Origin of the sequence: Couchioplanes azureus (genome assembly GCF_014648355.1) — a bacterium.
GTDB lineage: Bacteria > Actinomycetota > Actinomycetes > Mycobacteriales > Micromonosporaceae > Actinoplanes > Actinoplanes azureus.
The window spans coordinates 153,019-178,415 of sequence record NZ_BMQY01000011.1 but is presented as its reverse complement, the minus strand read 5'-3'; the positions used below and the strand labels follow the sequence as shown (position 1 = coordinate 178,415).

Annotated in this window: 17 protein-coding genes and 1 tRNA gene; 12 read left to right on the top strand and 6 right to left on the bottom strand. The window is 72.5% G+C overall.

Going from position 1 to position 25,397, the window contains the following annotated elements:
• The first annotated feature begins 312 nt into the window (after window positions 1–312).
• From IEY99_RS29805 to IEY99_RS29775, 7 genes are read left to right on the top strand one after another with little or no spacing between them, the layout of a single operon-like run.
• Entirely contained in the window at window positions 313–7,395 is a 7,083-nt protein-coding gene (locus tag IEY99_RS29805) for a non-ribosomal peptide synthetase (protein ID WP_268245155.1), read from the top strand.
• Window positions 7,392–8,561 carry an FAD-dependent monooxygenase gene (locus IEY99_RS29800; RefSeq protein WP_189207418.1) on the top strand — a complete coding sequence of 390 codons (1,170 nt, stop codon included), beginning with the start codon at window positions 7,392–7,394 and terminating at the stop codon, window positions 8,559–8,561. The genes IEY99_RS29805 and IEY99_RS29800 overlap by 4 nt, the downstream gene beginning before the upstream one ends.
• Before the next feature lie 22 nt (window positions 8,562–8,583).
• Window positions 8,584–9,333, top strand: a complete 750-nt coding sequence (locus IEY99_RS29795; protein WP_189207417.1) for a 2-oxo acid dehydrogenase subunit E2 — start codon at window positions 8,584–8,586, stop codon at window positions 9,331–9,333.
• Window positions 9,330–10,292 (top strand): phytanoyl-CoA dioxygenase family protein, encoded by a 963-nt coding sequence (locus tag IEY99_RS29790; protein ID WP_189207416.1) that lies wholly within the window; start codon window positions 9,330–9,332, stop codon window positions 10,290–10,292. The genes IEY99_RS29795 and IEY99_RS29790 overlap by 4 nt, the downstream gene beginning before the upstream one ends.
• A gap of 8 nt (window positions 10,293–10,300) precedes the next feature.
• Window positions 10,301–11,671 carry a phthiocerol/phthiodiolone dimycocerosyl transferase family protein gene (locus IEY99_RS29785; RefSeq protein ID WP_229799366.1) on the top strand — a complete coding sequence of 457 codons (1,371 nt, stop codon included), beginning with the start codon at window positions 10,301–10,303 and terminating at the stop codon, window positions 11,669–11,671.
• Window positions 11,664–12,575: an SDR family NAD(P)-dependent oxidoreductase gene (locus IEY99_RS29780; protein WP_189207414.1), complete on the top strand. Its 912-nt coding sequence runs from the start codon at window positions 11,664–11,666 to the stop codon at window positions 12,573–12,575. The genes IEY99_RS29785 and IEY99_RS29780 overlap by 8 nt, the downstream gene beginning before the upstream one ends.
• A complete protein-coding gene (locus IEY99_RS29775) occupies window positions 12,568–13,719 on the top strand; it encodes an acyl-CoA dehydrogenase family protein (RefSeq protein WP_189207413.1) in 1,152 nt (383 codons plus the stop codon). The genes IEY99_RS29780 and IEY99_RS29775 overlap by 8 nt, the downstream gene beginning before the upstream one ends.
• Before the next feature lie 10 nt (window positions 13,720–13,729).
• Here the strand turns inward: IEY99_RS29775 and IEY99_RS29770 are convergent.
• The 3 genes from IEY99_RS29770 to IEY99_RS29760 form a co-directional block, all read right to left on the bottom strand.
• Window positions 13,730–13,802: transfer RNA gene (locus IEY99_RS29770), tRNA-Gly, on the bottom strand.
• A gap of 32 nt (window positions 13,803–13,834) precedes the next feature.
• Window positions 13,835–15,334 carry a glycerol kinase GlpK gene (gene glpK / locus IEY99_RS29765; RefSeq protein ID WP_189207412.1) on the bottom strand — a complete coding sequence of 500 codons (1,500 nt, stop codon included), beginning with the start codon at window positions 15,332–15,334 and terminating at the stop codon, window positions 13,835–13,837.
• Window positions 15,335–15,353: 19 nt separating this feature from the next.
• Window positions 15,354–16,109 carry an IclR family transcriptional regulator gene (locus IEY99_RS29760; protein ID WP_189207411.1) on the bottom strand — a complete coding sequence of 252 codons (756 nt, stop codon included), beginning with the start codon at window positions 16,107–16,109 and terminating at the stop codon, window positions 15,354–15,356.
• A gap of 106 nt (window positions 16,110–16,215) precedes the next feature.
• On the opposite strand from IEY99_RS29760, the gene IEY99_RS29755 reads away from it, so the two are divergent.
• Genes IEY99_RS29755 through IEY99_RS29745 form a run of 3 tightly spaced genes read left to right on the top strand, consistent with a single transcriptional unit; the run spans window position 16,216 to window position 20,264 of the window.
• On the top strand, window positions 16,216–17,052 hold the full coding sequence (locus tag IEY99_RS29755) for an MIP/aquaporin family protein (RefSeq protein WP_189207410.1): 837 nt from the start codon (window positions 16,216–16,218) through the stop codon (window positions 17,050–17,052).
• Window positions 17,045–18,562, top strand: a complete 1,518-nt coding sequence (glpK, locus tag IEY99_RS29750) for a glycerol kinase GlpK (protein WP_189207409.1) — start codon at window positions 17,045–17,047, stop codon at window positions 18,560–18,562. Before IEY99_RS29755 ends, glpK (IEY99_RS29750) begins: the two co-directional genes overlap by 8 nt.
• Window positions 18,563–18,608: 46 nt before the next feature.
• Window positions 18,609–20,264: a glycerol-3-phosphate dehydrogenase/oxidase gene (locus IEY99_RS29745; RefSeq protein ID WP_189207464.1), complete on the top strand. Its 1,656-nt coding sequence runs from the start codon at window positions 18,609–18,611 to the stop codon at window positions 20,262–20,264.
• A gap of 48 nt (window positions 20,265–20,312) precedes the next feature.
• On the opposite strand, the gene IEY99_RS29740 is transcribed toward IEY99_RS29745, so the two are convergent.
• The 3 genes from IEY99_RS29740 to IEY99_RS29730 form a co-directional block, all read right to left on the bottom strand.
• Entirely contained in the window at window positions 20,313–22,352 is a 2,040-nt protein-coding gene (locus IEY99_RS29740) for a caspase, EACC1-associated type (protein WP_189207408.1), read from the bottom strand.
• Window positions 22,349–22,717: a hypothetical protein gene (locus IEY99_RS29735; protein ID WP_229799365.1), complete on the bottom strand. Its 369-nt coding sequence runs from the start codon at window positions 22,715–22,717 to the stop codon at window positions 22,349–22,351. The genes IEY99_RS29740 and IEY99_RS29735 overlap by 4 nt, the downstream gene beginning before the upstream one ends.
• Window positions 22,718–22,904: 187 nt before the next feature.
• On the bottom strand, window positions 22,905–23,696 hold the full coding sequence (locus tag IEY99_RS29730; protein WP_189207407.1) for a hypothetical protein: 792 nt from the start codon (window positions 23,694–23,696) through the stop codon (window positions 22,905–22,907).
• A 224-nt stretch (window positions 23,697–23,920) separates the two neighbouring features.
• On the opposite strand from IEY99_RS29730, the gene IEY99_RS29725 reads away from it, so the two are divergent.
• Both IEY99_RS29725 and IEY99_RS29720 read left to right on the top strand, forming a co-directional pair.
• Window positions 23,921–24,478, top strand: a complete 558-nt coding sequence (locus tag IEY99_RS29725; RefSeq protein WP_189207406.1) for a PAS domain-containing protein — start codon at window positions 23,921–23,923, stop codon at window positions 24,476–24,478.
• A complete protein-coding gene (locus tag IEY99_RS29720) occupies window positions 24,475–25,395 on the top strand; it encodes a methyl-accepting chemotaxis protein (RefSeq protein ID WP_189207405.1) in 921 nt (306 codons plus the stop codon). The genes IEY99_RS29725 and IEY99_RS29720 overlap by 4 nt, the downstream gene beginning before the upstream one ends.
• The last annotated feature ends 2 nt before the right edge of the window (window positions 25,396–25,397 follow it).

Genomic DNA, 25,397 nt, shown 5'->3' with positions numbered 1-25,397 from the left:
GGCTCCGGTGTGGCCTTTGCCGGACGGCGACGCGACGCTCCGCAATGGAGCGGTTACCGACGCTACGGGAAACTTCTTCCGATAGCCACCTTCGGCGGATGTTGAATCTGTCACCGGAATCGATGAATCGCGGGGGTTCCCCCCGCCGCCGCGACGCGCATAAGGTCGTCACCGTTGCAAGGCACCAGAGCCCGGTTGCCGCATCGAAGCACGCTCCGGGCGACGCAGGAATGTCGCGTCCCGCGTGCCACGCGCCGGTGCTGACCGGCTCACCGTCCCGAGGATGCCATGAATGCCGATTCGTTGATTCCGTTGACCGCCTACCAACGCGACATCTGGGCGGCGGGCGCGCAATTTCCGGAGTTCCCCCGCTTCAATGTCGCAGCGGCCGCTCGACTCGCCGGAAACGTGGACCTCGCGGTGCTGCAGGAATGTTGCGAACGCGCCATCACGCGCAATGACGCGTTCACACTCCGGTTCGGCGTACGCGACGGCGTCCCCGTTCAGTGGTGCCGGCCCGAGCCGGCCCGGATCGACGTCCACGACTTCTCCACCGCGGCGGATCCCGCGGCCGGATGCCGGTCCTGGATGGAGCGGGCGGCCCGCCGCCCGATCGATCTCACCGGCCCGCGGCTCTACGAGATGGCCCTGCTGCGGGAGAGCGACTCGGTCGTCCACCTGTACGGCACGGTGCACCACATCATCCTCGACGGATGGGGAGCCGACCAGCTCGTAGGGCAGATCCTCGCCGACTACGCGCACGCCACCCGGACGGGCCGGGCCCTGGAGATCACGCCGGGCTCCTACCTTTCGCACGTCGAGGAACACGCGCGCTATCAGGGATCCGAACGCTGGGAGCGGGACCGGGAGTTCTACCGGAGCACCTTCGCGGATGTCCGTCCGGCGCTGTTTCCGGCCCGCACCCCGGCCGCCGGGGAGAACGGCGCACGGCGCAGCGGCCGGCACACCTTCACGATCGAGCGTGAGCTGGTCGACCGGATCCGCGAGCGGCAGACGTCCGTGTTCTCCTTTCTCACCGCGGCGCTGGCCACCTACCTGGGGCGGGTGCACCGCACGGAGGAGGTGGTGCTCGGCATCCCCCATCTCAACCGGCACAATGTCCGGGAAAAGCGGACCGTCGGGCATTTCGCGAACATGCTTCCGCTGCGGGTGCCGGTGCGCGGCGCCATGTCGACGGCCGACATTGCGATGGAGATCGCCACGGCGACGATCGCCATGAAACGCCACGAGCGACTGTCGCTCGGCGACATCCTGCGTGCCCTGCCGACCTCGGCGGAAGGACCCCGCCGCCTGTTCGACGTCACCGTTTCTTATCTGCGGCTGTCCGCCTCCGACGAGGTCCCCGGATTGTCGGTGGAGAAGGCCGGGCTGCCGCACGGGCACGAGCAGGACGTCCTGACGGTGCATATCAGGGATTACCCCGACATCGGCGCGATCCGGATCGACCTGGACTACGCCCTCGACGTCTTCGACGAGGATTTTCCCATCGCGTCCGCGGCCCGGCACCTCGACACGCTGATCCGCCACGCGATCGGCGACCCGCAGGCGCCCGTGCGAGATCTGGCGATGCTTTCCGGCGACGAATACGACCACATCGTCCGGCGCAACAACGACACCCGGAGGCCGTACCGGGCGGACGTCACCCTCCATGCGCTGATCGCCGAGCAGGCCGCCCGGACGCCGGACCGCATCGCCGTCTCGGGCCACGGGATCGAGGACGGCCTCACCTACGCCGACCTCGATGCGCGCGCCACCGCGGTCGCGCGGGCGCTACGGGAGCGCGGCGTGCGGCCGGACGACCGGGTCGCCGTCCTCGTCGAGCGCGGCCCCGAACTCGTCGTCGCGCTGGTGGGTGTGCTGAAGGCGGGCGCGGCGTACGTGCCGGTCGACCCGGGCCATCCGCCGGACCGGATCGAGTTCCTGCTGGCCGACAGCGGGGCCACCACGGTCCTGACCGCACAGGATCCCGACCTGCACCGCGACGCCGGACCGGTGGCGCCGCTCGCCGAGGCCGCCTCGCCGGGCAACCTCGCCTACGTGATCTACACGTCCGGTTCGACCGGGCGGCCCAAGGGCGTCATGATCGAACACCACTCGGTGGTGAACCGCCTGGCGTGGATGCAGAGGCGCTACCCGATCGGCGCCGGCGACGTCGTGCTGCAGAAGACACCGAGCTCGTTCGACGTGTCGGTCTGGGAACTGTTCTGGTGGGCGGTCGAGGGCGCCCGGGTGGCCCTCCTGCCACCGGGCGCCGAGAAGGAACCGGACCGGATCCTGCGGGCCGTCGCCGAGCACGGCGTGACGGTGCTCCATTTCGTACCCTCGATGTTCGGTCCGTTCCTGGACCTGCTGGAGAACGCGCCCGAGCGGCGCGCGGAGGCGGCGTCGCTGCGCTACGTCTTCTGCAGCGGCGAGGCTCTCCCGCCGGCGCTGGTCGAGCGGTTCCACCGGGTCTTCGCCACCGCCGGGGCGCCGCGGCTGGTGAACCTCTACGGCCCGACCGAGGCGACCGTCGACGTCTCCTCGTTCGACTGCCCGGCGGACGCGACGCAGCCGGTCCGCCGGGTGCCGATCGGCCGGCCGATCGACAACCACCGGCTCTACGTGCTCGACCTCGACGACCGGCCGCAGCCCGTGGGTGTCGCCGGGGAGCTGTGCATCGCCGGCGCCGGGCTGGCTCGCGGCTACCTCGGCCGCCCGGAGCTGACCCGGCAGAAGTTCGTCGGCGACCCGTTCCACCCGGGTGAGCGCATGTACCGCACCGGCGACCTCGCCCGGTGGCTCGCCGACGGGACCCTCGAGTACCTGGGGCGCATGGACGACCAGGTGAAGATCCGCGGCAACCGGGTCGAGCTCGGCGAGGTGCAGAACGCCCTCGCGCGCTCGCCCGGGGTGACCGGTGCGGTGGTCGTCGACCGGCGCACCGCGGCCCGCGGCCTGCACCTCGTCGGGTACTACGCCGCCGCCGGCGAGATCGATCCGGTGCTGCTGCGCTCCCACCTGGCGACAACGCTGCCGGACTACATGATCCCGGCATTCTTCGTCCGGCTCGACCGCATCCCCCTGACACCGAACGGGAAGGCCGACCGGCGCGCCCTGCCGGCGCCGTCACCCGCCGGGGCCGCACCCGAGGAGCGCCCCCGCGGCGAGGTGGAGGCCACGCTCGCCGCGATCTGGTGCGACGTGCTGGAGAGGAGCACCGTCGGCGTCCACGAGAACTACTTCGGCCTCGGCGGCGACTCGATCCTCATGCTGCGCATCCGCGCCCAGGCGGCCCGCCGCGGGCTGCACTTCGCGCTGACCGACATCCTCGCCCACCCCACCGTCGCGGGGCTGGCCACGCGCGTCAGCGCCGCCGCGCCGGACCCCGGCGCACCCGCGGAGACCCCGTTCGCGCTGGTCGCGGGCGTCGACCGGGCCCGGCTCGCGGTCGCACAGGACGCCTGGCCGATGACCCGGCTCCAACTCGGGATGCTGTTCCACAGCCGCGAGCACGACGACTCCGACGTCTACCACGACGTCTTCCGGTACACGCTCGAGCTGACCTGGGACGAGGCGGCCTTCCGCCGGGCCTGGGCCGGCCTGGTGGCCCGCCACCCCGTCCTGCGCTCGTCCTTGCACCTGGCCGGCTTCTCGGAGCCGTTACAGGTCGTGCACCGCGACCCGGGGAACACGATGGACGTCGCCGACCTGCGCTCCCACACCGAGGCCGCGGCGCAGGCCGTGGTACGGGAGCACATCGGCGCACGCCGCCACCACAGGTACACGTTCGAGTCACCCGAGCTGTACCTGCTCCGGGCCCACGTGCGGCCCGGCCGCCTCGACATCGTGTTCAGCTTCCACCACGCGATTCTGGACGGCTGGAGCGTGGCGAACCTGATCGGCGAGCTGGTGCAGGACTACCTGCACGCGATCGGGGCGGACGTCGGGCCGGTCGCCGCGGCCGTCGCCGCGTCGCCGGCCGGCTACGTACGGGCCGAGCGGGAGGCGCTGTCCGACGAGGCGACCCGGCGGTACTGGCGGGACCGGCTGCACGGCGTCGCGCCCGCCCCGCTCGAGAGCTTCCGGGCCTACGAACCGCCCGGCGACGGCGCGCCCGTCACCCGTCGCGTCCCGCTGCCGGACCGGCTCCACCGGGCGGTCCACCGCTTCGCCCACGACCACGCCTTGGCCGTCAAGTCGGTGCTGTTCGCGGCGCACTGCCTCACGCTGCGGCTCTTGACGGGCGGAGCGGACGTCCTCACCGGGCTGGTCACCCACGGGCGGCCCGAGCAGCCGGACGCCGAGCGGCTGGCCGGGCTCTTCCTCAACACCGTGCCGGTCCGGCTCGATCCCACGCCCCGCAGCTGGCTCGACACGGCACGCGCGCTCTTCGACCAGGAACGCGACGGCTACCCGTACCGGCGGTATCCGCTCAGCGCCATCCAGGCCGAGCATGGCATCGAGGTGCAGACCGCCTTCAACTACGTCAACTTCCACCAGCTCACCCCGCTGGTGGCAACGGCCGGCGTCGAGGTGCGCGACGTCGAGATCTGGGAGCGCACCAACTTCGCGCTGCTGGTCAACGCGATCACCGACCCCCGGGACGGAAGCCTGCAGCTGCGCGTCGACGGCGACGGCCGTACCGTCACCGCGGCGCAGGCCGGCCTGTTCGCTCGCCACTACCTGGAGATCCTGCGCCGGATCGTCGACCACCCGCGCGAGACCGCGGACCTCGCGTTCCTCGCCGGCGGCGGCGCCGACGTGGTGCGCTGGTTCGCACGCCAGGCGCTGCTGAACCCCCGCGCGATCGCCGTGTCCTGCTCCGGCTCGCCCGCGCAGCAGTGGTCCTACGAGGAGCTGGACGAGGCCGCGGACCGGGTGGCGCACCGGCTCCTGGCGCTCGGGACGCCCCCGGGCGCACGGGTCGGCATCGCGATGGACCGCTCACCGGAGATGATCGCCGCCGTCCTCGGCATCGCGAAGGCGGGCGCCGCCTGCGTCCCGCTCGACGTCAGCTACCCGCCGCCGCGCATCGCCGCCATGGTCGGCGTGACCCGCCCGTACCGGATCATCGCGCACGCCCGGCACGCCCACCTGTTCGACGACCCGGACCTGCTGCTGAGCGCCGAAACGGCGACCGCGGCCGGCACCTGCGGCGAACGGCCCGCGCCGGTGCCGATCCCCCCGGACAGCGTCGCCTACGTCCTGTTCACCTCGGGTTCCACCGGCGTACCGAAGGGCGTGGCGATGCCGCACCGCGCGCTGGCCAACCTGGTCGCCTGGCAGAACCGCCGGGTCAGCGGCGCGGTCGGCGCGACCACGCTGCAGTTCGCGCCCCTCGGCTTCGACGTCGCTTTCCAGGAGATCTTCTCCACCCTGTGCGGCGGGGGAACCCTGCAACTGGTCCACGAGGACGAGCGGCACGACATGGCCGCGCTGCTCCGCCTGCTCGACCGTGAGCGGGTCGAGCGGGTCTTCCTGCCGTACGTCGCCCTCCAGCAGCTCGCCGAGACGGCACAAGCCCTGGACATCTACCCCGGGAAGCTGCGGGTGCTGATCTCCTCCGGTGAACAGCTCCGGGTCACGCCCGACATCCGCCGGCTGTGCCGCGCACTGCCCGGCTCGATCCTGGAGAACCAGTACGGCCCGACCGAGACGCACGTCGTGACCGCCTTCGCGATGAGCGGCGATCCGGACGGTTTCCCGGCACTGCCGCCGATCGGGCGGCCCATCGACGGGGCCGAGGTCCACCTTCTCGACGCCGGGCTGCGGCCGGTGCCCGAGGGGGCCCGGGGAGAGATCTACGTGGGTGGCGCCTGCCTCGCACACGGCTACGAGGGCCGCCCGGACCTGACCCGCGAACGCTTCGTCGCACACCCCACCGGCCGCCTGTACCGCACGGGAGACCTCGGCCGCCGGCTGCCGGGCGGTGACATCGTCTGCCTCGAACGGGTGGACACCCAGGTGAAGGTGCGCGGCTTCCGGGTGGAACCCGCCGAGGTCGAGCTGGCCATCCTCGGGCTCGCCGCCGAGCACCCCGGCATCCGGGAGGTGGCCGTGGTGGCGCGCCGCCGGGACAGCGAGGCATACCTGGCCGCGTTCCTGGTGGGCGACGAACCGCGGGTCGACGTGGAGGAGGTACGGCGGCGGCTGCGCGCGTCGCTGCCCGGGCACCTGGTTCCGGCGCGGTTCGCCTGGCTGCCCCGGCTGCCGCGTACCCCGAGCGGCAAGCGCGACGACGCCCGGCTGCGGGAGATGCCGCTGGCACCGGCCGCCGCCGGGGTGCCGCGCATGCCGCCGCGCGACGAGTACGAGCGCGCCGTGGCCGAGCTGGTCGCGGAGCTGCTCCGGGTGCCCACGCCGGGCGCGCACGACGACTTCTTCGCCCTCGGCGGCACCTCGCTGAGCGCCATGCGGATCGTCGTCATGATCGAGAAGCGGTACGGCATGAACGTCCCCCTGTCGACGTTCGTGCGCACCCCGACCATCGCCGAGCTGGCCGGCCGGCTGCGCGACGGCGGCACACCCGCGGCCTTCGACCCGCTCGTACCGATCCGCGCGGCCGGCAGCCGACCCCCGCTCTTCCTGGTCCACCCCATCGGCGGCAACGTGCTGTGTTACGTACGGCTGGCCCAGGCCCTGCCCGCCGACCAGCCGGTGTACGCGTTGCAGGCGGCCGGGACGGAACCGGGAACCGAGCCGCTGCGCGACCTGCCCGGCCTCGCGCGCAGCTACGTGGATGCGATCCGCCGGGTGCAGCCGGAGGGCCCCTACACCCTCGGCGGCTGGTCGTTCGGCGGGTTCGTGGCGTTCGAGATGGCCCGCCAGTTGCGGTGCGCGGACGCCGAGGTGGACAACCTCGTCCTGCTCGACACGATCGTCCCGACCGTGGACGGGCGTTCCTCGGTGCACCGGGACCTGCTGTTCGAATGGTTCCTGTGGGAGCTGCTGTGGCTGGAACGCGGCGGTGCCGCGGCGGCGGCACCACTTCCCCCGGGACTCGACGACGACGAGGCGTTCGAGGTCATCCTGCGGCACGCGGTCGACGCGGGTGTCCTGCCCGCCGGATGCTCGCCCGCCCACGTCCGCCGCCTGTTCGGCGTGTTCGAGGCCAACTGGCACGCGCTGCTCGGCTATCGGCCGGAACCGGTCGACCAGGACCTCACGTTGCTGCGGGCCAGCGGGCCGCTGCCGGAGGTGCTCGCGCCCGCGCACAGCGCGGTCGGCAGCATGCACCTCGACCCGGCGAACGGCTGGTCCACGTGGACGAAGGGCCGGGTCGACGTCGTGGACGTCCCCGGTGACCACCTGCAGATGATGGAGCCACCGCACATCACCTCGGTCGCCCGGCGGATCCGCGAACTGACCTGTGCCCAGCGGAGCGCGCGATGAGGCGGGACCGGCGGCCCAGGGTGATCATCGCCGGCGCCGGGATCGGCGGGCTGACGGCGGCGGTCACCCTGCGCCAGGTCGGCATCGACGTGGCGGTATACGAGCGGGCGCACGAGCTCCGTCCGGCCGGCACGGGTCTGTCCATCATGAGCAACGCGGTGTCCGCCCTGGGCACCCTCGGCATCGACCTGCATCTCGACAAGCACGGCCGGGCCATCGAGTCCTTCCAGGTGCTGTCCCACGACGGCCGTCCCATCCGGGCACTGCCGCTGAAGGACATCGGTGACCGGCTCGGCGCGCCGAGCGTCTCCATCGGCCGGGCCGACCTGCAACGGGCACTGCTCGACCGGCTCGACGGGCAGCCGGTCGAGCTGGGCGCCACCGTGACCGGCTTCGAGGCCACCGCGGACGGCGTCCGCGTCGGGTTCGCGGACGGCCGCGAGGCGCACGGCGACGTGCTCATCGGCGCCGACGGATTCCACTCGGTGATCCGCCGCCGGCTCGCCGGTCCGGCACGTCCCCGCGAGCCGGGATACGTGTGCTGGCTGGCCGTCGTGCCCATGCGTCACGAGCGGCTCCCCGACGGGGCGGTCCGCCACTACTGGGGAGCCGGGCAGCGGTTCGGGCTGATCGACATCGGCCACGGGCGGGTCTACTGGTGGGGCACGAGGAACATGCCGGCTCCGGCGGCCCGCAACTGGCGCGGCGGCAAGGACGAGATCGCGCGGGCGTACGCCGGCTGGGCCGACGAGGTGGGCGAGGCCATCCGGGTCACCCCGGCCGAGGCGATCGTCAGCGTTCCCGCGCAGGACCGGCCCTTCCTCGACCGGTGGGGTACCGGTCCGGTCACCCTGCTCGGCGACGCGGCACACCCCATGCTGACCAGCCTCGGCCAGGGCGCGGGCACCGCGATCGAGGACGCGGTCGTGCTGGCCGGCAGCCTCGCCGGGGCCACCGACCTGCCGCGGGCCCTGCGCAGCTTCGAGAACCGCCGCCGGGCACGGACCCGGCGGATGGTGCGGACGTCCCGCGCGCTCAGCCTGATCGAACAGCTCGAAAGTCCGCTGCCGAGGCGGTTGCGGGACGCGTACTTCCGATGGGTGCCCGCTCCCGTGCTGTACCGGCAGAACGAGTCCGTCCTGAGGTTCCCGGACCACGCCCGCTAGGAGGTGCCCGTTGGGACGGTACGTGGCGTTTCCCAAGGCCCGCAGCCACATCCACTACTTCATGCGCCACGCCCGGAAGGTGGCGCCGATCCAGCTGATCGCCACCGTCGACCTGACGCGGGTACGGCAGGCGCAGCGCCGGTACCGCGAGCAGGGCGTCCACGTGAGCGTCAGCGCGTTCGCCGTCAAGGCGGCGGCGCTGGCCGTCGGCAAGTACCCGGAGGTCAACATCACGGTCCGGCGGTCGCGGCGGCCGAGGGTCTACCGCCACGACGCGGTGCACTGCCTGATGTTGTTCGACAAGCAGGTCGACGGCGCCGCGGCGGTGGTGTCCGCGCGGATACCCGGTCCCGACCGGATGGATCTGCTGGCCATCCAGGAAATCGTCGACCACTACCGGGCGACACCGTACGAGGACAACGACGGCCTGCGCGAGCTGCGTACCCTGCACCGCCTGCCGTTCTGGCTGGGCCGGATCGTGTACCGGCTGGTCACCCGCCATCCCCGCCGGCGCGCCGAGGTGGAGGGCACCTTCAGCTTCACCCGGCTCCACCAGCCACGGGTGGTCGCCGCACTTCCACAGATCAACAACACCCTGGGTCTGGTCGGCTCGGCCGCGGTGGACACCCCGGTCGTCCGCGACGGTCAGGTGGTCGTCCGCCCGGTCATGCACCTCGTCCTGGCCTTCGACCACGACGCGATCGACGGGACGCTCGCCGCCACGTTCCTCGACGAGACCTGCCGCATTCTCGACGACTGGGATTCGCCATGACCGGTACTCTGCCCGCCACGCCCCACCGCGACCTCACCGCCGAGGAGCTGGAGACGCTGGACCACGACGGGGTGATCTGCGTACGGAAGGTGCTCGACGCGCGATGGGTCGCACACGTCCGGATCGCCCTCGAGGAGGCCGCCGCCCGGCCCACCCTGTCGGGCCGCTTCCTGTCGCGGCGCAGGAAGGGCCTCTACCACGACATGTTCGTCTGGTTGAAGCACGACAAGATTCGCGAGCTGTGGTTCCGGTCGCCGCTGGCCCGGTTCGCCGCGCAGGCGCTGCGCGCCGAGCGGGTCAACTTGTTCTACGAGGACATCTTCTGCAAGGAGCCGGGCAGCACGATGCCCACGCCCTGGCACCAGGACATGAGCGCATGGCCGATCGCCGGCCGGCAGGTCGTCAACGTGTGGGTTCCGGTCGACGAGGTCACCCGCGAGAACAGCGCGCTCGAGTTCGTCCGCGGTTCGCACCGCTGGGGCAAGGACTACCGGGTCGAGTCGGCCACCTCGGACGCGATCCTGCTCGCCAACCACGATCTGGAGTTCGCCCCGGACATCGAGGGCGACCGCGCCGCCTTCGACATCGCCCAGTGGGACATGCAGCCCGGCGACGCGCTGTTCTTCAGTCCCCGCATCCTGCACGGTTCCCGGGGGAACCCGTCACGCGGCAGGAGCCGCCGGGCGATCTCGTTGCGGTTCACCGGCGAGGACGTCCGCTACGACCCCCGGCCGCACACCATGCCCCTGCTGTTCAAGCACGGGCTGGCCAAGGGAGATCCGCTGGGCGGCCCGCTGTTCCCGGAGATCCTGCCCGGCCCGCCGGCGGACCCGGGACGGTCGAAGCCGTCGTACGACCTCGGCGCGCTGCTGGCCTACGCCGGCGACCACCTCCGGTCGGAGACGGCCCGTCTGCTCCGCCCCGGGCGGTTCCGGCGCTCCCCCGCGGCCATGCGATGAACACCTGCGTGGGACGACACGCCGGCCCGGAGGTCCGGCGGCCGCTGAGCCCGCTCGAACGGTGGTATTGGATCGCCGACCAGATCTCCCCGCTCCCCGTGATCGCCCGGGTCCGGCTGCACGGACGGTTCCCGGCGGAGCTGGCCCGGCGCGCGCTCGACGGGCTACAGGCCCGGCATCCGCTGCTGCGGGTCGCGATCACCACCGGCGCCGGCCGGGCGGCGGCCTTCGTGCCGTGCCCGGCCACGATTCCGCTGCGGCACGTCACCGCAACGGACGCGGACGCGCCGACGCGGTGGCAACAGGAGATCAACGACCGGGAGCTGGTCGACCGGCTCGACTGGCGCACCGGGCCGCTGCTGCGCGCAGTCGTCGTCGCCCGCGACGACGACGCCCACGACCTCATCCTGACCGCTGCGCACTGCATCGCCGACGGCACCACCGCGCTCTCGCTGCTCCAGCAGTGGATCCGGATCGCCGACGGATACCGGACGGGCGCCGGCGAACCGCCCCCGGCCCGGGTCCTGCCCGCCCCGGAAGACCTGTTCCCCCGCCGCCACCGCGGCACGAGCGGCGCCCTCGCCGTCGTCGGTGCTCAGCTGCGGGACCAGATCGCGCGGCTGCGCTGGCGGCCCCGGCGGGTCGCGGCCAGCACAGCGGTGCCGTTCGAGCGCCGGCGCACCGGGTTCCTCCACCGGTCGCTGTCTCCCGCGCAGGTCGGCGCGCTCGCCGCCGCGTGCCGGCGGGAGGGCGCGACCGTGCACGGAGCGCTCGCCGCGGCGATGGCGACCGCGGTGGCCGAGGACGCCGGCACCGGAGCGGGCCGGCGTGTCGTCGTGGGCTCGCCCGTCGACTTCCGCCGGGACCTGGATCCCCCGGTGGCGCCGGACGAGGTCGGCGCGTACGTGGCGACGGTACCGTCGTTCGTCACCCACCGGCCGGGCGCGTCGCTGTGGCCGGCGGCCCGCGCGGTCACCGCCGATCTCGCCCGACGGCGACGGCGCGGCGAGCACCTGTCCATGATCGGCCTGCTGGGCTGGGCGGGCCCGTCCGATCCGGCCGCGAGCGCCCGGTTCGTGCGCCAGGTGGAGCGGCAGGGGCCGGGCAACCTGTGCCTGTCCAACCTCGGCCGCCATGGGTTCCCGGACGAGATCGGCGCCTGGCGCCTGTCCGGCGCGCAGTTCGTCGCCGGCATCTCCGTCTCCGGCTACTTCGTGGCCACGGTTAACACCACCCACGGCCGCCTGTTCTGGAACTTCACGTACGTCGACGGCATCGTGCCCCGCACCCGTGCGGAGCGGCTGGCGGACGCGTGCGTCACCACACTGTTGTCCGCCGTGGCGGCGGACCCGCACCGAGGAGGGACCCCCGTTGTCTGAGCAGGTCGAAAAGGGCCGCGCGGTCCTCGTGTCGGGTGCGTCCACGGGACTGGGCCGCGCGTGCGCCCGCCACCTGGACCACCTCGGTTTCCAGGTCTTCGCCGGCGTCCGCCGCGAGGCCGACGCGGAGGCGCTGCGGGCCGCGTCGTCCCCGCGGCTGAGTCCCGTCCTGCTCGACGTGACCCGCGAGGAGTCCGTCGCGCAGGCCGTGGCGCTGGTGTCGGCGCAGGTCGGCGCCCATGGCCTCTGGGGGCTGGTCAACAACGCCGGCATCTGCGTCTCGGCGCCGCTGGAGTGCGTGTCCGCCGATCAGCTGCGCCACCAGCTGGAGACCAACCTGATCGGCCACCACGCGGTGATCCGGGCCAGCCTGCCCCTGGTGCGCATGGCCCACGGGCGGATCGTCAACGTCAGTTCCGGTCTCGGCCGGATCGCCAGTCCCTACCTGGGCGCCTACGCCGCCTCGCAGTTCGCCAAGGAGGGCTACAGCGACGCCCTCCGGCGTGAGCTGCGGCCCTTCGGCGTCGGCGTCTCGGTCGTGCAGCCGGGCGCCATCAGGACACCGATCTGGGAGAAGGTGTCCGAGGTGGGACACCGCACTCTGGACGGGGCACCGGCGGAGGTGGCCGAACTGTATCGCGCGTGCTTCCTGCGGTTCCTGGCAGCCAACGACCGGCGGGCCAGGGCGAGCGCCACCCGGCCGGAGGCCTTCGCCGACGCCGTCGCGCACGCGTTGACCGCCCGGCGCCCGAAGTCGCGGTACCGCGTCGGCCGCGACTCGCGACTGACCAGCGTGCTGTCCCGCGTCCTGCCCGACCGGGTGCTGGACGCGGCCTTCGCCACCATCGTCGGTGATCGACGTCTAGCGACTGGATCGTCTGGGTATCAGGGCGCGCATGTCTGAGCTGCTCGCGGGTGACCTCTACCGCTTCCAGGACCTGCTGACCCCCGAGGACGCCGAGGTGGTGAGGCGTGTCCGGGACTTCCTCGCCGCCGAGGTGGTCCCGGTGGCCAACGACCACTGGGCGCGGGCCGAGTTCCCCTTCCCGCTCGTCAAGGGTTTCGCCGATCTCGGCATCGCCGGGGCCAAGCACTCGAACCTGCTCTCCGGATGGATCGCGTTGGAGATGGCCCACGCGGACGCGTCGATGGCCACGTTCTTCGGCGTGCATTCGGGGCTGGCCATGGGCAGCATCGAGACCTGCGGCTCGGCGGAGCAGCGGGAGCGCTGGCTGCCGCGGATGCGGACGTTCGAGAAGATCGGCGCCTTCGCTCTCACCGAGCCCACCGGCGGGTCGGATGTGGCCGCGGGCCTGCGTACCACCGCCCGGCGGGACGGCGACCGCTGGATCCTCGACGGCCGGAAGCGGTGGATCGGCAACGGGACGTTCGCCGACCTCGTCGTGGTCTGGGCCCGGGACGTCGCGGACGACCAGGTCAAGGGCTTCGTGGTGGACAAGGACAACCCGGGCTTCGCGGCGACCCGGATCGAGAACAAGATCGCGCTGCGGACCGTGCAGAATGCCGACATCACGCTGACCGGGTGCGAGGTGCCGGAGGCCGACCGGCTGCAGAACGCGCGCTCCTTCAAGGACACGGCCAAGGTGTTGCGCCAGACTCGCAGCGGTGTGGCGTGGGAGGCCGTCGGGGTGATGCTGGCCGCGTACGAGATCGCGCTGAAGTATGCGAAGGAGCGCGAGCAGTTCGGCCGCCCGATCGGCGGGTTCCAGCTCGTGCAGGACCTGCTGGTGCGCATGCTGGGCAACGTGACCGGCGCGATGGGCATGTGCGTGCGCCTGGCCCAGCTGCAGGACGCGGGCGAGTTCCGGGACGAGCACTCGGCGCTGGCGAAGGCGTACACGACGACGCGGATGCGGGAGGTGGTGGGCTGGGCGCGGGAGCTGCTCGCCGGCAACGGCATCGTGCTCGACTACGACATCGGCCGGTTCGTGGCGGACGCGGAGGCGCTCTACTCCTACGAGGGCACGCGCGAGATCAACACGATGATCGTGGGCCGGGCGGTCACGGGGCTGAGCGCCTTCGTCTGAGGGGGAAGAGAGCGGACGACGGGATTCGAACCCGCGACCCTCACCTTGGCAAGGTGATGCGCTACCAGCTGCGCTACGTCCGCACGCCGCCCGGTTGCCCGGCGACGGGGAAACCTTAGCAGTCCGGCTGGATCCAGTCGAAGGTGCGCTCGACGGCGCGCCGCCAGTTCGCGTACTCGGTGTCGCGCCGTCGCGGGTCCATCGCCGGGAGCCACTGTGCCGCACGGTGCCAGTTGCGCCGCAGGTCCTCCAGGTCCGGCCAGTGGCCCACGGCCAGGCCCGCCGCGTACGCCGCGCCGAGCGACACCGTCTCCGACGCGAGCGGGCGCACCACCGGCACGTCCAGGACATCCGCGATGTACTGCATGAGCAGGTTGTCCGCCGTCATCCCGCCGTCGACCTTCAGCGTCTTCAGCGTCAGCCCGGAGTCGGCGTTCATCGCGTCCACCACCTCGCGGGTCTGCCAGGCCGTCGCCTCCAGCACGGCCCGGGCCAGGTGACCCTTGGTGATGTACGAGGTCAGCCCGACGATCACGCCGCGCGCCTCCGAGCGCCAGTGCGGGGCGTACAGGCCGGAGAACGCCGGGACGATGTAGCAGCCGCCGTTGTCCGTGACCGTCCGCGCCAGCGTCTCGATCTCCGGAGCGCTGGTGATCAGCTCGAGCTGGTCGCGGAACCACTGCACCAGCGAGCCGGTGATGGCGATCGAGCCCTCCAGCGCGAAGTGGGCCGGCTCGCCGCCGATCTGGTACGCGACCGTGCTGAGCAGCCCGTTGTCCGAGCGCACCAGCTCCGTGCCGGTGTTCAGCAGCAGGAAGCTGCCGGTGCCGTACGTGCACTTGGCCTCTCCGGGCGTGAAGCAGGTCTGGCCGAACAGCGCCGCCTGCTGGTCGCCGAGCGCGGCGCCGATCCGTACCCCCGGAAAGGCCTCCGTCGCCGTGCCGAAGACCTCCACCGACGGCCTGACCTCGGGCAGCATGGCCCGCGGGATGCCGAAGAAGCGCAGCGCCTCGGGCGACCAGTCGAGGGTGTGCACGTCGAGCAGGTTGGTGCGGCTGGCGTTGGTCACGTCGGTGGCGTGCACCTCGCCGCCGGTCAGCTTCCAGATCAGCCAGGTCTCCATCGTGCCGAACAGGACCTCGCCGCGTTCCGCCCGCTCCTGCAGGCCCGGGGTGTGGTCCAGCATCCAGCGCAGCCGCGGCCCGGAGAAGTACGTGGCCAGCGGCAGCGCCGACCGCTGCTGCACCTGCTCGGCGCCCGGCTCGGCGAGCAGGCGGTGCACCAGCGAGTCGGTGCGGGTGTCCTGCCAGACCAGCGCGCGGCCGATCGGGGCGCCCGTACGCCGGTCCCAGAGCACCGTGGTCTCCCGCTGGTTGGCGATGCCGACCGCGGCGACCTGGTCCAGGGTGATGCCGGCGCGGCGCAGCGCGAGCGGGGCCAGGCGTTCCACGTTGCGCCAGATCTCCGCGGCGTCGTGCTCGACCCAGCCGGGCTTCGGGAAGAACTGCTTGTGCTCCTGCTGGGCGAGGGACACGAGCTGGCCGCGCCGGTCGAACACGATGCACCGCGTCGACGTGGTTCCCTGGTCGATCGCGACCACGAAGCGCTCGGTCACGAGGCCCTCCCTCTGCTGCTCAGTGCCGGGCGGCTCCCAGGTCGCGGGAGACCGCCCGGGCGGCGTCGCGGACGTATCCGACCAGTTTCGGCCGTGGCCGGTACCTGCTGTCGCAGATCCGCTCGACCAGGCCCGAGACGCCGATGGCGCCGACGACCAGGCCGCCGTATCCGCGGATCGGCGCGGCGACGGCCGCCTCGCCGACGGTGTACTCCTCGATGTCGGCGGCCCACCCCGCCTCGCGTACTTTGTCCAGCTCCGCGGCGAGCTCCCGGGGTGCCACGACCGTGCGGTGCGTGAAGCGCTCGGGCGACTCCGGTGGGCGGGCCGCCCGGTACGCCAGCAGCACCTTGCCGAGCGCGGTCGCGTGCAGCGGCAGGAGTGAGCCGATGTCCAGGGTCTGGAACGTGTCGTCGGGACGGAACACGTGGTGCACGACCAGCACGCGTCCCTCCAGGACCGTGCCGATCCGGACGGCCTCGCCGGAGCGTGCCGCCAGCGGGTCCGCCCAGTTGATGGAGCGGGACCGCAGCTCGTTGATGTCCAGATAGCTCGTGCCCAGGTGCAGCAGCGCGGCACCGAGCTGGTAGTGGCCCGACGCCCGGTCCTGCTCCACGAAGCCGACGTGCTGCAACGTGCGCAGGATCCCGTGCACCGTACCCTTCGCCAGATCGAGCGAGCGGGCTATCTCACCGAGCCCGAGCCGCCCCGAGCCGCCGGCGAGCATCCGCAGGATCGCGGCAGCTCGCTCGATCGACTGGACCGTTCCGGGCACGTTACGGACTCTATGCCACGACGTAACCCGGGCTCATCGGTTCCCGTTCGACAATGCCGAACGACGTTCATTGCCGCGCTGTGACGCCCTTCATAGCTTCTTCGGCATGGCAGCACGCTTGAAGATTCCGGGTCTCGCCGGCGAACTTGCCGCAGAGTTCGCCGGAACGATGATCCTCATTCTCTTCGGGGTCGGTGTCGTCGCGCAGGTCGTGGGCGGCGGCATCGGCGATCATGACAGCATCGCCTGGGCCTGGGGCCTGGGCGTGATGCTCGGCGTCTATGTCGCCGGACGCATCAGCGGCGCACACCTCAACCCCGCCGTCACCATCGCGCTCGCGGCCTTCAAGGGCTTCGAGTGGCGCAAGGTGGCTCCCTACTGCCTCGCCCAGACCCTCGGCGCGTTCGTCGCCGCGCTGCTGGTGCGATGGAACTACACCGAGGTCCTGCACCAGGCGGACCCCGACCTGACCATCAAGACGCAGGGCGTCTTTTCCACCCTGCCGGGAAACGGGACACTTCCCGTCGATGAGTGGGGCGCCTTCCGGGACCAGATCATCGGTACGGCCATCCTGCTGTTCCTGATCCTGGCGATCACCGACGCGGCCGGCACTCCCCCGGCGGCGAACCTCGCACCGTTCGTCATCGGCCTGCTCGTGGTCGCCATCGGCATGGCCTGGGGCACCAACGCCGGCTACGCCATCAACCCCGCCCGCGACTTCGGCCCGCGCCTGGCGAGCTTCTTCACCGGGTACGGCGGGGCGTTCCGCGACCAGACCGGCTACCTGTATTTCTGGATACCGATCGTGGCACCGATTCTGGGCGGTCTGCTCGGCGCCGGGCTCTACAAGGCGCTGGTCGGACGGTTCCTGCCCAAGGAAGACGCCCCCGAACCGGGCCGCCTACCCGACACCCCCGAGACCGTGGAGGCACGACGTGGCTGACTTCGTCGGCGCAGTGGACCAGGGCACGACCAGCACCCGTTTCATGATCTTCGATCACGGCGGCAACGAGGTGGCCCGCCACCAGCTGGAGCACGAGCAGATCCTGCCGCAGGCCGGATGGGTCGAGCACAACCCGATCGAGATCTGGGACCGTACGGCGTCGGTGATCCGCACCGCGATGCAGAAGGCCAACCTGCACGCGAGCGACCTGGCCGCGCTGGGCGTCACCAACCAGCGCGAGACCACGGTGGTGTGGGACCGGCGCACCGGGCGGCCGTACTACAACGCCATCGTCTGGCAGGACACGCGCACCGACCGGATCGCCTCGGCGCTGGACCGCGACGGGCGCGGCGACGTCATCCGGCGCAAGGCCGGCCTGCCCCCGGCGACGTACTTCTCCGGCGGCAAGATCCAGTGGATCCTGGAGAACGTCGACGGGGTCCGCGAGGCCGCCGAGCGCGGCGACGCCCTCTTCGGCAACACCGACAGCTGGCTGCTCTGGCACCTGACCGGCGGCGTCGACGGCGGCAACCACGTCACCGACGTCACCAACGCCAGCCGCACCATGCTGATGAACCTCGAGACCCTCGACTGGGACGACGAGCTGCTCGGCTTCTTCGGCATCCCGCGGCAGATGCTGCCGGAGATCCGGCCGTCGTCGGACCCGAACACCTACGGCGTCGCCCGCTTCCCGGGCTCGCTGGGCGGGGAGGTGCCGCTCACCGGCGACCTCGGCGACCAGCAGGCCGCCACGGTCGGCCAGGTCTGCTTCAACGTCGGCGAGGCCAAGAACACCTACGGTACGGGCAACTTCATGCTGCTCAACACCGGCACGGACCTCGTACGGTCGGAGCACGGCCTGCTCACCACGGTCTGCTACAAGTTCGGCGACGCCCCGGCGGTCTACGCCCTGGAGGGCTCGATCGCGGTCACCGGCTCGGCCGTGCAGTGGCTGCGCGACCAGCTGCACGTGATCAACTCCGCGGCGGAGAGCGAGACGCTGGCGTCGCAGGTCCCGGACACCGGGGGCGTCTACTTCGTCCCGGCGTTCTCCGGCCTGTTCGCGCCGTACTGGCGCTCCGACGCCCGCGGCGCCATCGTGGGCCTGTCGCGCTTCAACACCGACGCGCACCTGGCCCGGGCCACCCTCGAGTCGATCTGCTACCAGACCCGCGACGTGGTCGAGGCGATGGCGCAGGACTCCGGCGTGACCCTGGACGTGCTCAGGGTCGACGGCGGCATCACCGTCAACAACCTGTGCATGCAGATCCAGGCCGACGTGCTCGGCGTCGCGGTGAGCCGCCCGGTGGTGGCGGAGACGACCGCGCTCGGCGCCGCGTACGCGGCCGGTCTCGCGGTCGGCTTCTGGAAGTCGACCGACGAGCTGCGCGAGAACTGGAACGAATCACAGCGCTGGCAGCCGCAGTGGTCCCCCGAGCAACGCGAAGACGGGTACGGCCGCTGGAAGAAGGCGGTCCAGCGCACTCTCGATTGGGTAGACATTGACTGACAACACAGCTCTCTCCCCCGCCGGCCGTGAGGCGGCCCTGACCGCCATGGCCGAGGGCGAGCTGGACGTCCTGGTCGTGGGTGGCGGCGTGACGGGCGCGGGTTGCGCGCTCGACGCCGCCACCCGCGGCCTGTCCGTCGGGCTCGTCGAGGCGCGCGACTTCGCGTCGGGCACCTCCAGCCGCTCCAGCAAGCTCATCCACGGTGGACTGCGCTACCTGGAGATGCTCGACTTCGCGCTGGTCCGCGAGGCGCTGCGGGAGCGCGGCCTGATCCTGCAACGGCTGGCGCCGCACCTGACCCGCCCGGTGCCGTTCCTCTACCCGCTGCAACACCGGGTCTGGGAACGGCTGTACGCGGGCACCGGCGTGCAGCTCTACGACCTGATGGCCACCGCCAGCGGCGGGCTGCCCCGGCACCGCAACCTGTCGCGCCGCGGCGCGCTGCGGGCCGCCCCGGCCCTGAAGAAGGACTCCCTGGTCGGTGCGCTGCAGTATTACGACGCCCAGATCGACGACGCCCGGCACACCATGTTCCTGGCCCGCACGGCGGCGTCGTACGGTGCCCACGTGGCGTCGCGCGCGGAGGTGGTGGGTTTCCTGCGCGAGGGCGAGCGCGTCACCGGCGTCCGCGTGCACGACCTGGAGCACGACCGCACCTTCGAGATCCGCGCCCAGCAGGTCGTCAACGCCACCGGCGTGTGGACGGACGACACCCAGGCGCTGGTCGGCGAGCGCGGCCAGTTCCACGTCCGCGCGAGCAAGGGCATCCACCTGGTGGTGCCGCGCGACCGGATCCAGTCGTCGACGGGCCTGATCACCCGTACGCCGACCAGCGTGCTCTTCGTCATCCCGTGGGGCCGGCACTGGATCATCGGCACCACGGACACCGACTGGGCCCTGGACAAGTCCCACCCGGCGGCGTCCAGCACCGACATCGACTACCTGCTGAACCAGGTGAACCAGGTGCTGGCCACCCCGCTGGACCGCAGCGACGTCCAGGGCGTCTACGCCGGCCTGCGCCCGCTGCTGTCCGGCGAGTCGGAGTCGACCTCGAAGCTGTCGCGCGAGCACACGGTCGCCAGCCCGGTCCCGGGTCTCGTCGTGGTGGCGGGCGGCAAGTACACCACGTACCGCGTGATGGCCCGGGACGCGATCGACGCGGCGGTCCACGGCCTCGGCCGCTCGGTGCCCCGCTCGTGCACCGAACGCGTACCCCTGCTCGGCGCGGAGGGCTACACGGCACTGTGGAACCGCCGCCGGGTGCTGGCCGAGGAGTCGGGCCTGCACGTGGCCCGCGTCGAGCATCTGCTCAAGAGGTACGGCTCCCTGGTGCACGAGCTGCTGGACCTGATCCGCGAGAACCCGTCGCTCGGCCGGCCCCTGGACGGCGCCGACGACCACCTGCGGGCGGAGATCACGTACGCCGCCGGCCACGAGGGCGCCCGCCACCTGGAGGACGTGCTCACCCGGCGTACCCGCATCTCCATCGAGACCTTCGACCGCGGCGTGGCCGCGGCCCCGATGGCCGCCGACCTGATGGGCGACGTGCTGGGCTGGACGAAGGAACAACGGGACCGGGAGGTGGAGAACTACCGCCTGCGCGTGGAGGCGGAACGCGCATCCCAGGAACAACCCGACGACGAAACGGCGGACGCCGCCCGCCTCGGCGCCCCCGACGTCGTCCCGCTGCAGCTGCAGTGACCCGCCGGGCCGGCCGGGAGGTCCCGTCCCGGCCGGCCGGGAGGTCGGCTACCGTCGCCCACGCCGCATCCGGTGCAGGTCCACGAGCGCCAGTGTGACCAGCAGGGCGAGCGGAACGACGAAGCAGGCGTTCAAGCCGATCGCCGCGGCGGTCTGGTTCGCATAGGGTTCGCCGTTCTCGTCCCGGAGGCCACCGCCCCGGAGCGTGTCCACGAGGGCCACGACCTCGATCGCCGCGAGCAGGACGATGGACAGCCACATCAGCGGACGGCCGATCCATCGGAACACGGCCCGGCGATTGGCCCGGCCGCGGGCCGCCTGGAGATCCGCGATGGTGGTCGTCGCCGGGACCGGGGGCAGCCGGGGATCCTGCGGGGGCTGGGCCAGCCACCGCAGCAGTGTCTCGCGATCGGCGGGCATGAGGCCGGAGTGCGCCGCGCCGTGCCAGGTCCGGCGCAGGCCCTCCCGGAAGCCGCCGAGATACTCCGGCGACGGCTGAAAGTGCGCGTCCGGATGGCCCGGCGGGGCCGCGTACTCGCCGAGGCACCGCGTGAGGCCCGGCAGCCAGGGCGGCGGTTCCCGCCCCGCGGCCCACTGCTCGCGCCAGGGCGCGAGCCACCGCACGACGTCGAAGTCGCAGGACACCACACCGTCCACCGCGACCATGGGCAGGCGCAGCATGGCCTCGGCGCCGGCGCGCTCGCCCGCCTGCGCCTGCGCCCGGGGTTCGGCGGCGACCTCGGCCTGCCTCCCGGCGGTCTGTGTGCCGCCGGGAGTCCCGGTGGGCGACGCGGGGCCGGCAGGCCGGTCGCCGGACACCGCCGAGTGCACCGCCATCCCGGCCTCCGCCTCGGCGGCGGGCCGGACACCCCGCCCCACGTCGATGGCCGCCTGCACCGCGGCGCAGAGCCGCTCGACGTCCGCGTTGGCCTTGTGGGCGAACGAGATGGAGGCGAAGTCCTCCATCGGCGGCCGGCCGGCGTGCGCGCCGAAGCGGGCGACGGGCGCGGGCTCCACCCCCTCGACGAGGACCTGGAGGAAGCCGTGGGTGAGGCGGGTCGCCGGCCGGCTCGCGACGCCGATGAGCCGTCCGACGTGGAACCGGCGCTCGCCCTTGTGCGCCTGGCCGACGCCGTCCTTGCCGATCACCACCCACTGCCCGTCGAACGACGCGTAGCCGAGCACCCCCTGGACCCGGAGAACGGCCGGCTGCCGCGCCGGGGCCGAAGCCGGATGCGGCTCGCGGACCGGCGGCGCCGGGGCCGGACGGGCCGCGGGCTCCGCCGTGGACGGCTCGGGTGCCGGCCCGGAAGATGCCTGCTCCCGCGCCGGCAGACCGTCGGCGACGACGAGGGCACCCTCGCCCAGGCCGAGCCGGCGCGGGCGCTGCGGCGAGGGACCGGTGAGGATCCGGTCGTAGACGTACTCGTAGAGCTCGTCCACGGTGATCCGGCCGTCGCCGTTGAGGTCGGCGGCGCCGGAGGACAGGCCGGCGATGATCGCCTCGGTGAAGTACGACGGGCGGACCTCGGCCGACGCGGCGTCCTCCAGGCTGACCTCCGAGTCCCCGGAGGCGGTCAGGACCGCCAGGCGGCGCCCCTGCGGAATCCCGGTCACCAGGGACTCGACGTTCACGGCGGCGCCCGACCGGGCCTGCATGCCGTCGATGAAGGCGCCACTGAAGCAGCAGTCGATCAGCATCAGCGTCGACTTCGACCGGCTCGCGTCGACCCGGTCACGCACCCAGTCGGCCGACACCGACGTGGAGCTCAGATACTCCTTCTCCGTGTCCGCGAACGCGAAGTGCAGCCGCCCCCGGTCGTCCTGGATCCCGTGACAGGACAGATAGAGGATGTTGATGCCGTCGGTGGTCCGGGCCCGTGCCAGGAAGCCCTCGATCGCCCGCTGGGCGGTGCGGCTCGTGCAGTCCAGTTCGGTGCTGACGTCGTAGCCGCAGGAGCGCGAGTGCCTCAGCACCTGTTCCAGGTCCTCGACGTCGCGGCGCGGCGACCGCAACGACGCCAGGGTGGGGTCGGCGAAGGTGGTGCATCCCAGCAGCAGTGCCCGGCGGGGAGGGGAACCGCTCATCGCCCGGCGTCGAGCCGCCGCAGATAGGCCGCCACCAGTTCGTCGCGTTGCGCCTTCGTCACGTGGCCGCGGAAGCGCTGCCCGTCGATCTCCAGCTCGATGTCGTCCGGCTGCCGGCTGAGCCACGAGGCGACGACACCCATCAGCGACTCCAGCACCACCGGCGCGAGCGTCACCGCGAGCGCGCCGACGGCGAGCACCTCGCCCGACTTGGCGCCCGCGGGAGCCGGTCCCCCGCTCGCCGGTCGCGCCTCGTCGACGTCCGTGGCGAGGATCGCCGTCCGGAGCTGGCGTGCGCGTTCCCCGGCACGCTCGGCGTCGCGATCGGTACTGATCACCCGCATGTCGAGTGTCAACGTGTCCATGTCCATCATTCCGCCTCGGCCGGGATCAGCATGGATGACATCGACCCTAACGACCGAACCACGGGTTGCGTCGCTTCCCCGGGGGATTTGCCCCCGGCGCGCCGCCGCTGACGCCACCGCCGGGCGGGTGAAGCGGATTGCGCGCGCCGAGGCGGTGCCCGGAACGGGCACCGCCTCGGCGGGACGCTCAGCCGCGCAGGCTGCAGGGGGCGAAGCGCTCGAGCCCCTCGGGCTTGGCCGCGTGCCGGCCGATCGCCGTCTCGATGCGGTTCAGGGTCGCGACCCGCTTGTCCTCCAGCGGGCCCAGGATGGCGTTGCGGACGAAGTTCGGGCCGCCCTGGCCGACACTGGTCGCCAGGCGCCGGTTCGCCTCGGCGATCTGGGTGTCGAGCAGCGCCAGGTTGCGCGACACCTCGTCGCGGGCCTGGGCCGGGACGGAGGGCAGCCCGCTCACCGCCGGGCAGTCGACGGTGGGGGCGGCACCGGAGCTGCCCGCGCCCGCCTGGGGCGGGGCGGTCCTGACGGCGGTGGCCTCCGGTGCGGGAGCGGGCGCGCCGCCACCGTTCAGCGTGCAGGCGGCGAGCTTCTGGACGTCGAGGTCCGGCTTCGGCGCGGTGCGGCCGATCGCGGTGGCCATCCGGTTGATGGCGGCGACGCGCTTGTCCCTCAGCGGGCCGAGGATCGCGTTCTGGACGAAGTTCGGGCCGCCCTCGCCGGCGCTGGTGGCCAGGCGCCGGTTCGCCTCGGCGATCTGGGTGTCGAGCTGCGCGAGATTGCGCTCGATCTCCGCCCGGGCGGCGGCGGGAACGGCGCCCAGCTTGCCGGCGACCGCGGGGCAGGACACCGTGGGTGCGGCACCGCGTACCGCGGCCTTGTCGCCGGCCGCGGCCACGCCGAGCCCGGCGCCGGTCAGTGCCACGGCGACCGCGACGACGCCGGCGACCTGCCAGCGGCGGGTCGAACTACGGGAGAGTTGCATCTTCGCCTGAGCCTTCCTTGTCAGAGGACCTCGGCAAGCAGTACGGGAGCGCTCCCATCGCAGATCAAGGCCTCCCCCGGGCTAAGAAAGACTTAAGCCGGCCGGCACCCGTGCCGCAACCGCCGGCGGTGAAAACCGGTGATGACTCGCGCCGGGCCTCAACCGGCCGGCGGCGGAGACCGATGAACGCGGGCGACACCGTCGCCCGAAAGACCGGAGCCGAGATGCGATCGCTCACCGTGCGCCCCACCGGGGTGGAACGTACCTTCGACGAGGGACGGCTGATCGTCACCAAGACGGACCGCAAGGGCGTCATCCAGTACGCCAACGCGTTGTTCCTGGAGCTCTCGGCCTATCCGGAGGAGCAGGTGATCGGCCAGCCGCACAACGTGATCCGGCACCCCGACATGCCCCGGGTGATCTTCAAGCTGATGTGGGACCGGCTGCTCACCGGACAGGAGATCTTCGCCTACGTCGTGAACCTGGCCGGGGACGGCGCCCACTACTGGGTCCTCGCGCACGTCACGCCGTCCGTCGACGGCCAGGGTCAGGTCATCGGCTTCCACTCCAACCGGCGCTCGCCGGACCGGTCCGCGGTGGCCGCCGCGGCGGACCTCTACGCCCGGCTGCGCGCCGAGGAGCAGCGCCACACCCGCCCCGCCGACGCCGTGGAGGCGTCCGGCCGCCTGTTCGACGCCCTCCTCGCCGAGCGGGGCCAGAACTACGACGAGTTCGTATGGTCCCTGACCGCCGGCACGACGACCGTGGGAGCCGACCGATGAAGCTGCTGAGCTCCCGCCCGGCCCCGGCGGAGACGGACTCCGAGCTGGCCGCGTACCGGGCAGCCGTCGGCGCCCTGCTCGCCACGCTGGCGCGCCTGCAGGCCGGCGACCTCGAGGCCCGGGTGCCGCAGCTGGACGGCCCCGCCGAGCTGCGACAGCTGCGCGACGCGTTCAACGATGTCATCGACGTCAACGACGCCTTCGTGCGCGAGTCCGCCGCGTCGCTGGCGGCCGCGAGCCGCGGCGAGTACCACCGGCAGTTCCTCTCCCGGGGCCTGCACGGCGCCTACCGCGACGCGGCGAACGGCATCAACGACGCCCGCGGGCACATGGCCCGAACCGCGGCGATGGTCGCGCAGAGCGACACGGACCGGATGGCCCTGGCCGAGCGCGTCCAGCACGTCGCCGAGCAGGTGGCGGCCGCCTCCACGGAGCTGGGTGCCTCGTCGGAGGCGCTGGCCACCTCCGCCCGGCATGCGGTGCGGCGCGCCGAGGGCGCCGTGGTGACCATGGAGACCCTGGAGCGCTCCTCCCAGCAGATCTCCGAGGCGGTCTCGCTGATCAAGCGCATCGCGGCCCAGACCCGGCTGCTCGCGCTCAACGCGACCATCGAGGCCGCCCGGGCCGCCGAGGCCGGGCGCGGCTTCGCGGTGGTGGCGAGCGAGGTGAAGACGCTGGCCGACGAGGTGAACCGCTCGTCGGACGACATCTCCGCCCAGGTCGACAGCGCCCAGCGCGCCGCCGCGGACGCGCTCGTGGCCATCCACGACGTCGCGGGCGTGATCGCCGAGATGGACCAGCAGGTCGCCGGCGTGGCGGCGGCCGCGAGCGGCGGCACGGACAGCCGGCAGCAGGGCCTGTCCGACATGGCCGAGACGCTGCGTGCCGAGATCCAGCGCCTGACGGGCGACGGCTGAGC

What these genes read in the sequence shown, in the direction of transcription:
- IEY99_RS29790 (WP_189207416.1), top strand. Translation starts at nt 9,330, where the DNA reads ATGACCGGTACTCTGCCCGCCACGCCCCACCGCGACCTCACCGCCGAG.
- IEY99_RS29730 (WP_189207407.1), bottom strand. Translation starts at nt 23,696, where the DNA reads ATGCAACTCTCCCGTAGTTCGACCCGCCGCTGGCAGGTCGCCGGCGTC.
- IEY99_RS29720 (WP_189207405.1), top strand. Translation starts at nt 24,475, where the DNA reads ATGAAGCTGCTGAGCTCCCGCCCGGCCCCGGCGGAGACGGACTCCGAG.
- IEY99_RS29740 (WP_189207408.1), bottom strand. Translation starts at nt 22,352, where the DNA reads ATGAGCGGTTCCCCTCCCCGCCGGGCACTGCTGCTGGGATGCACCACC.
- IEY99_RS29755 (WP_189207410.1), top strand. Translation starts at nt 16,216, where the DNA reads ATGGCAGCACGCTTGAAGATTCCGGGTCTCGCCGGCGAACTTGCCGCA.
- IEY99_RS29775 (WP_189207413.1), top strand. Translation starts at nt 12,568, where the DNA reads ATGTCTGAGCTGCTCGCGGGTGACCTCTACCGCTTCCAGGACCTGCTG.
- IEY99_RS29800 (WP_189207418.1), top strand. Translation starts at nt 7,392, where the DNA reads ATGAGGCGGGACCGGCGGCCCAGGGTGATCATCGCCGGCGCCGGGATC.
- IEY99_RS29745 (WP_189207464.1), top strand. Translation starts at nt 18,609, where the DNA reads ATGGCCGAGGGCGAGCTGGACGTCCTGGTCGTGGGTGGCGGCGTGACG.
- IEY99_RS29725 (WP_189207406.1), top strand. Translation starts at nt 23,921, where the DNA reads ATGCGATCGCTCACCGTGCGCCCCACCGGGGTGGAACGTACCTTCGAC.
- IEY99_RS29735 (WP_229799365.1), bottom strand. Translation starts at nt 22,717, where the DNA reads ATGGACACGTTGACACTCGACATGCGGGTGATCAGTACCGATCGCGAC.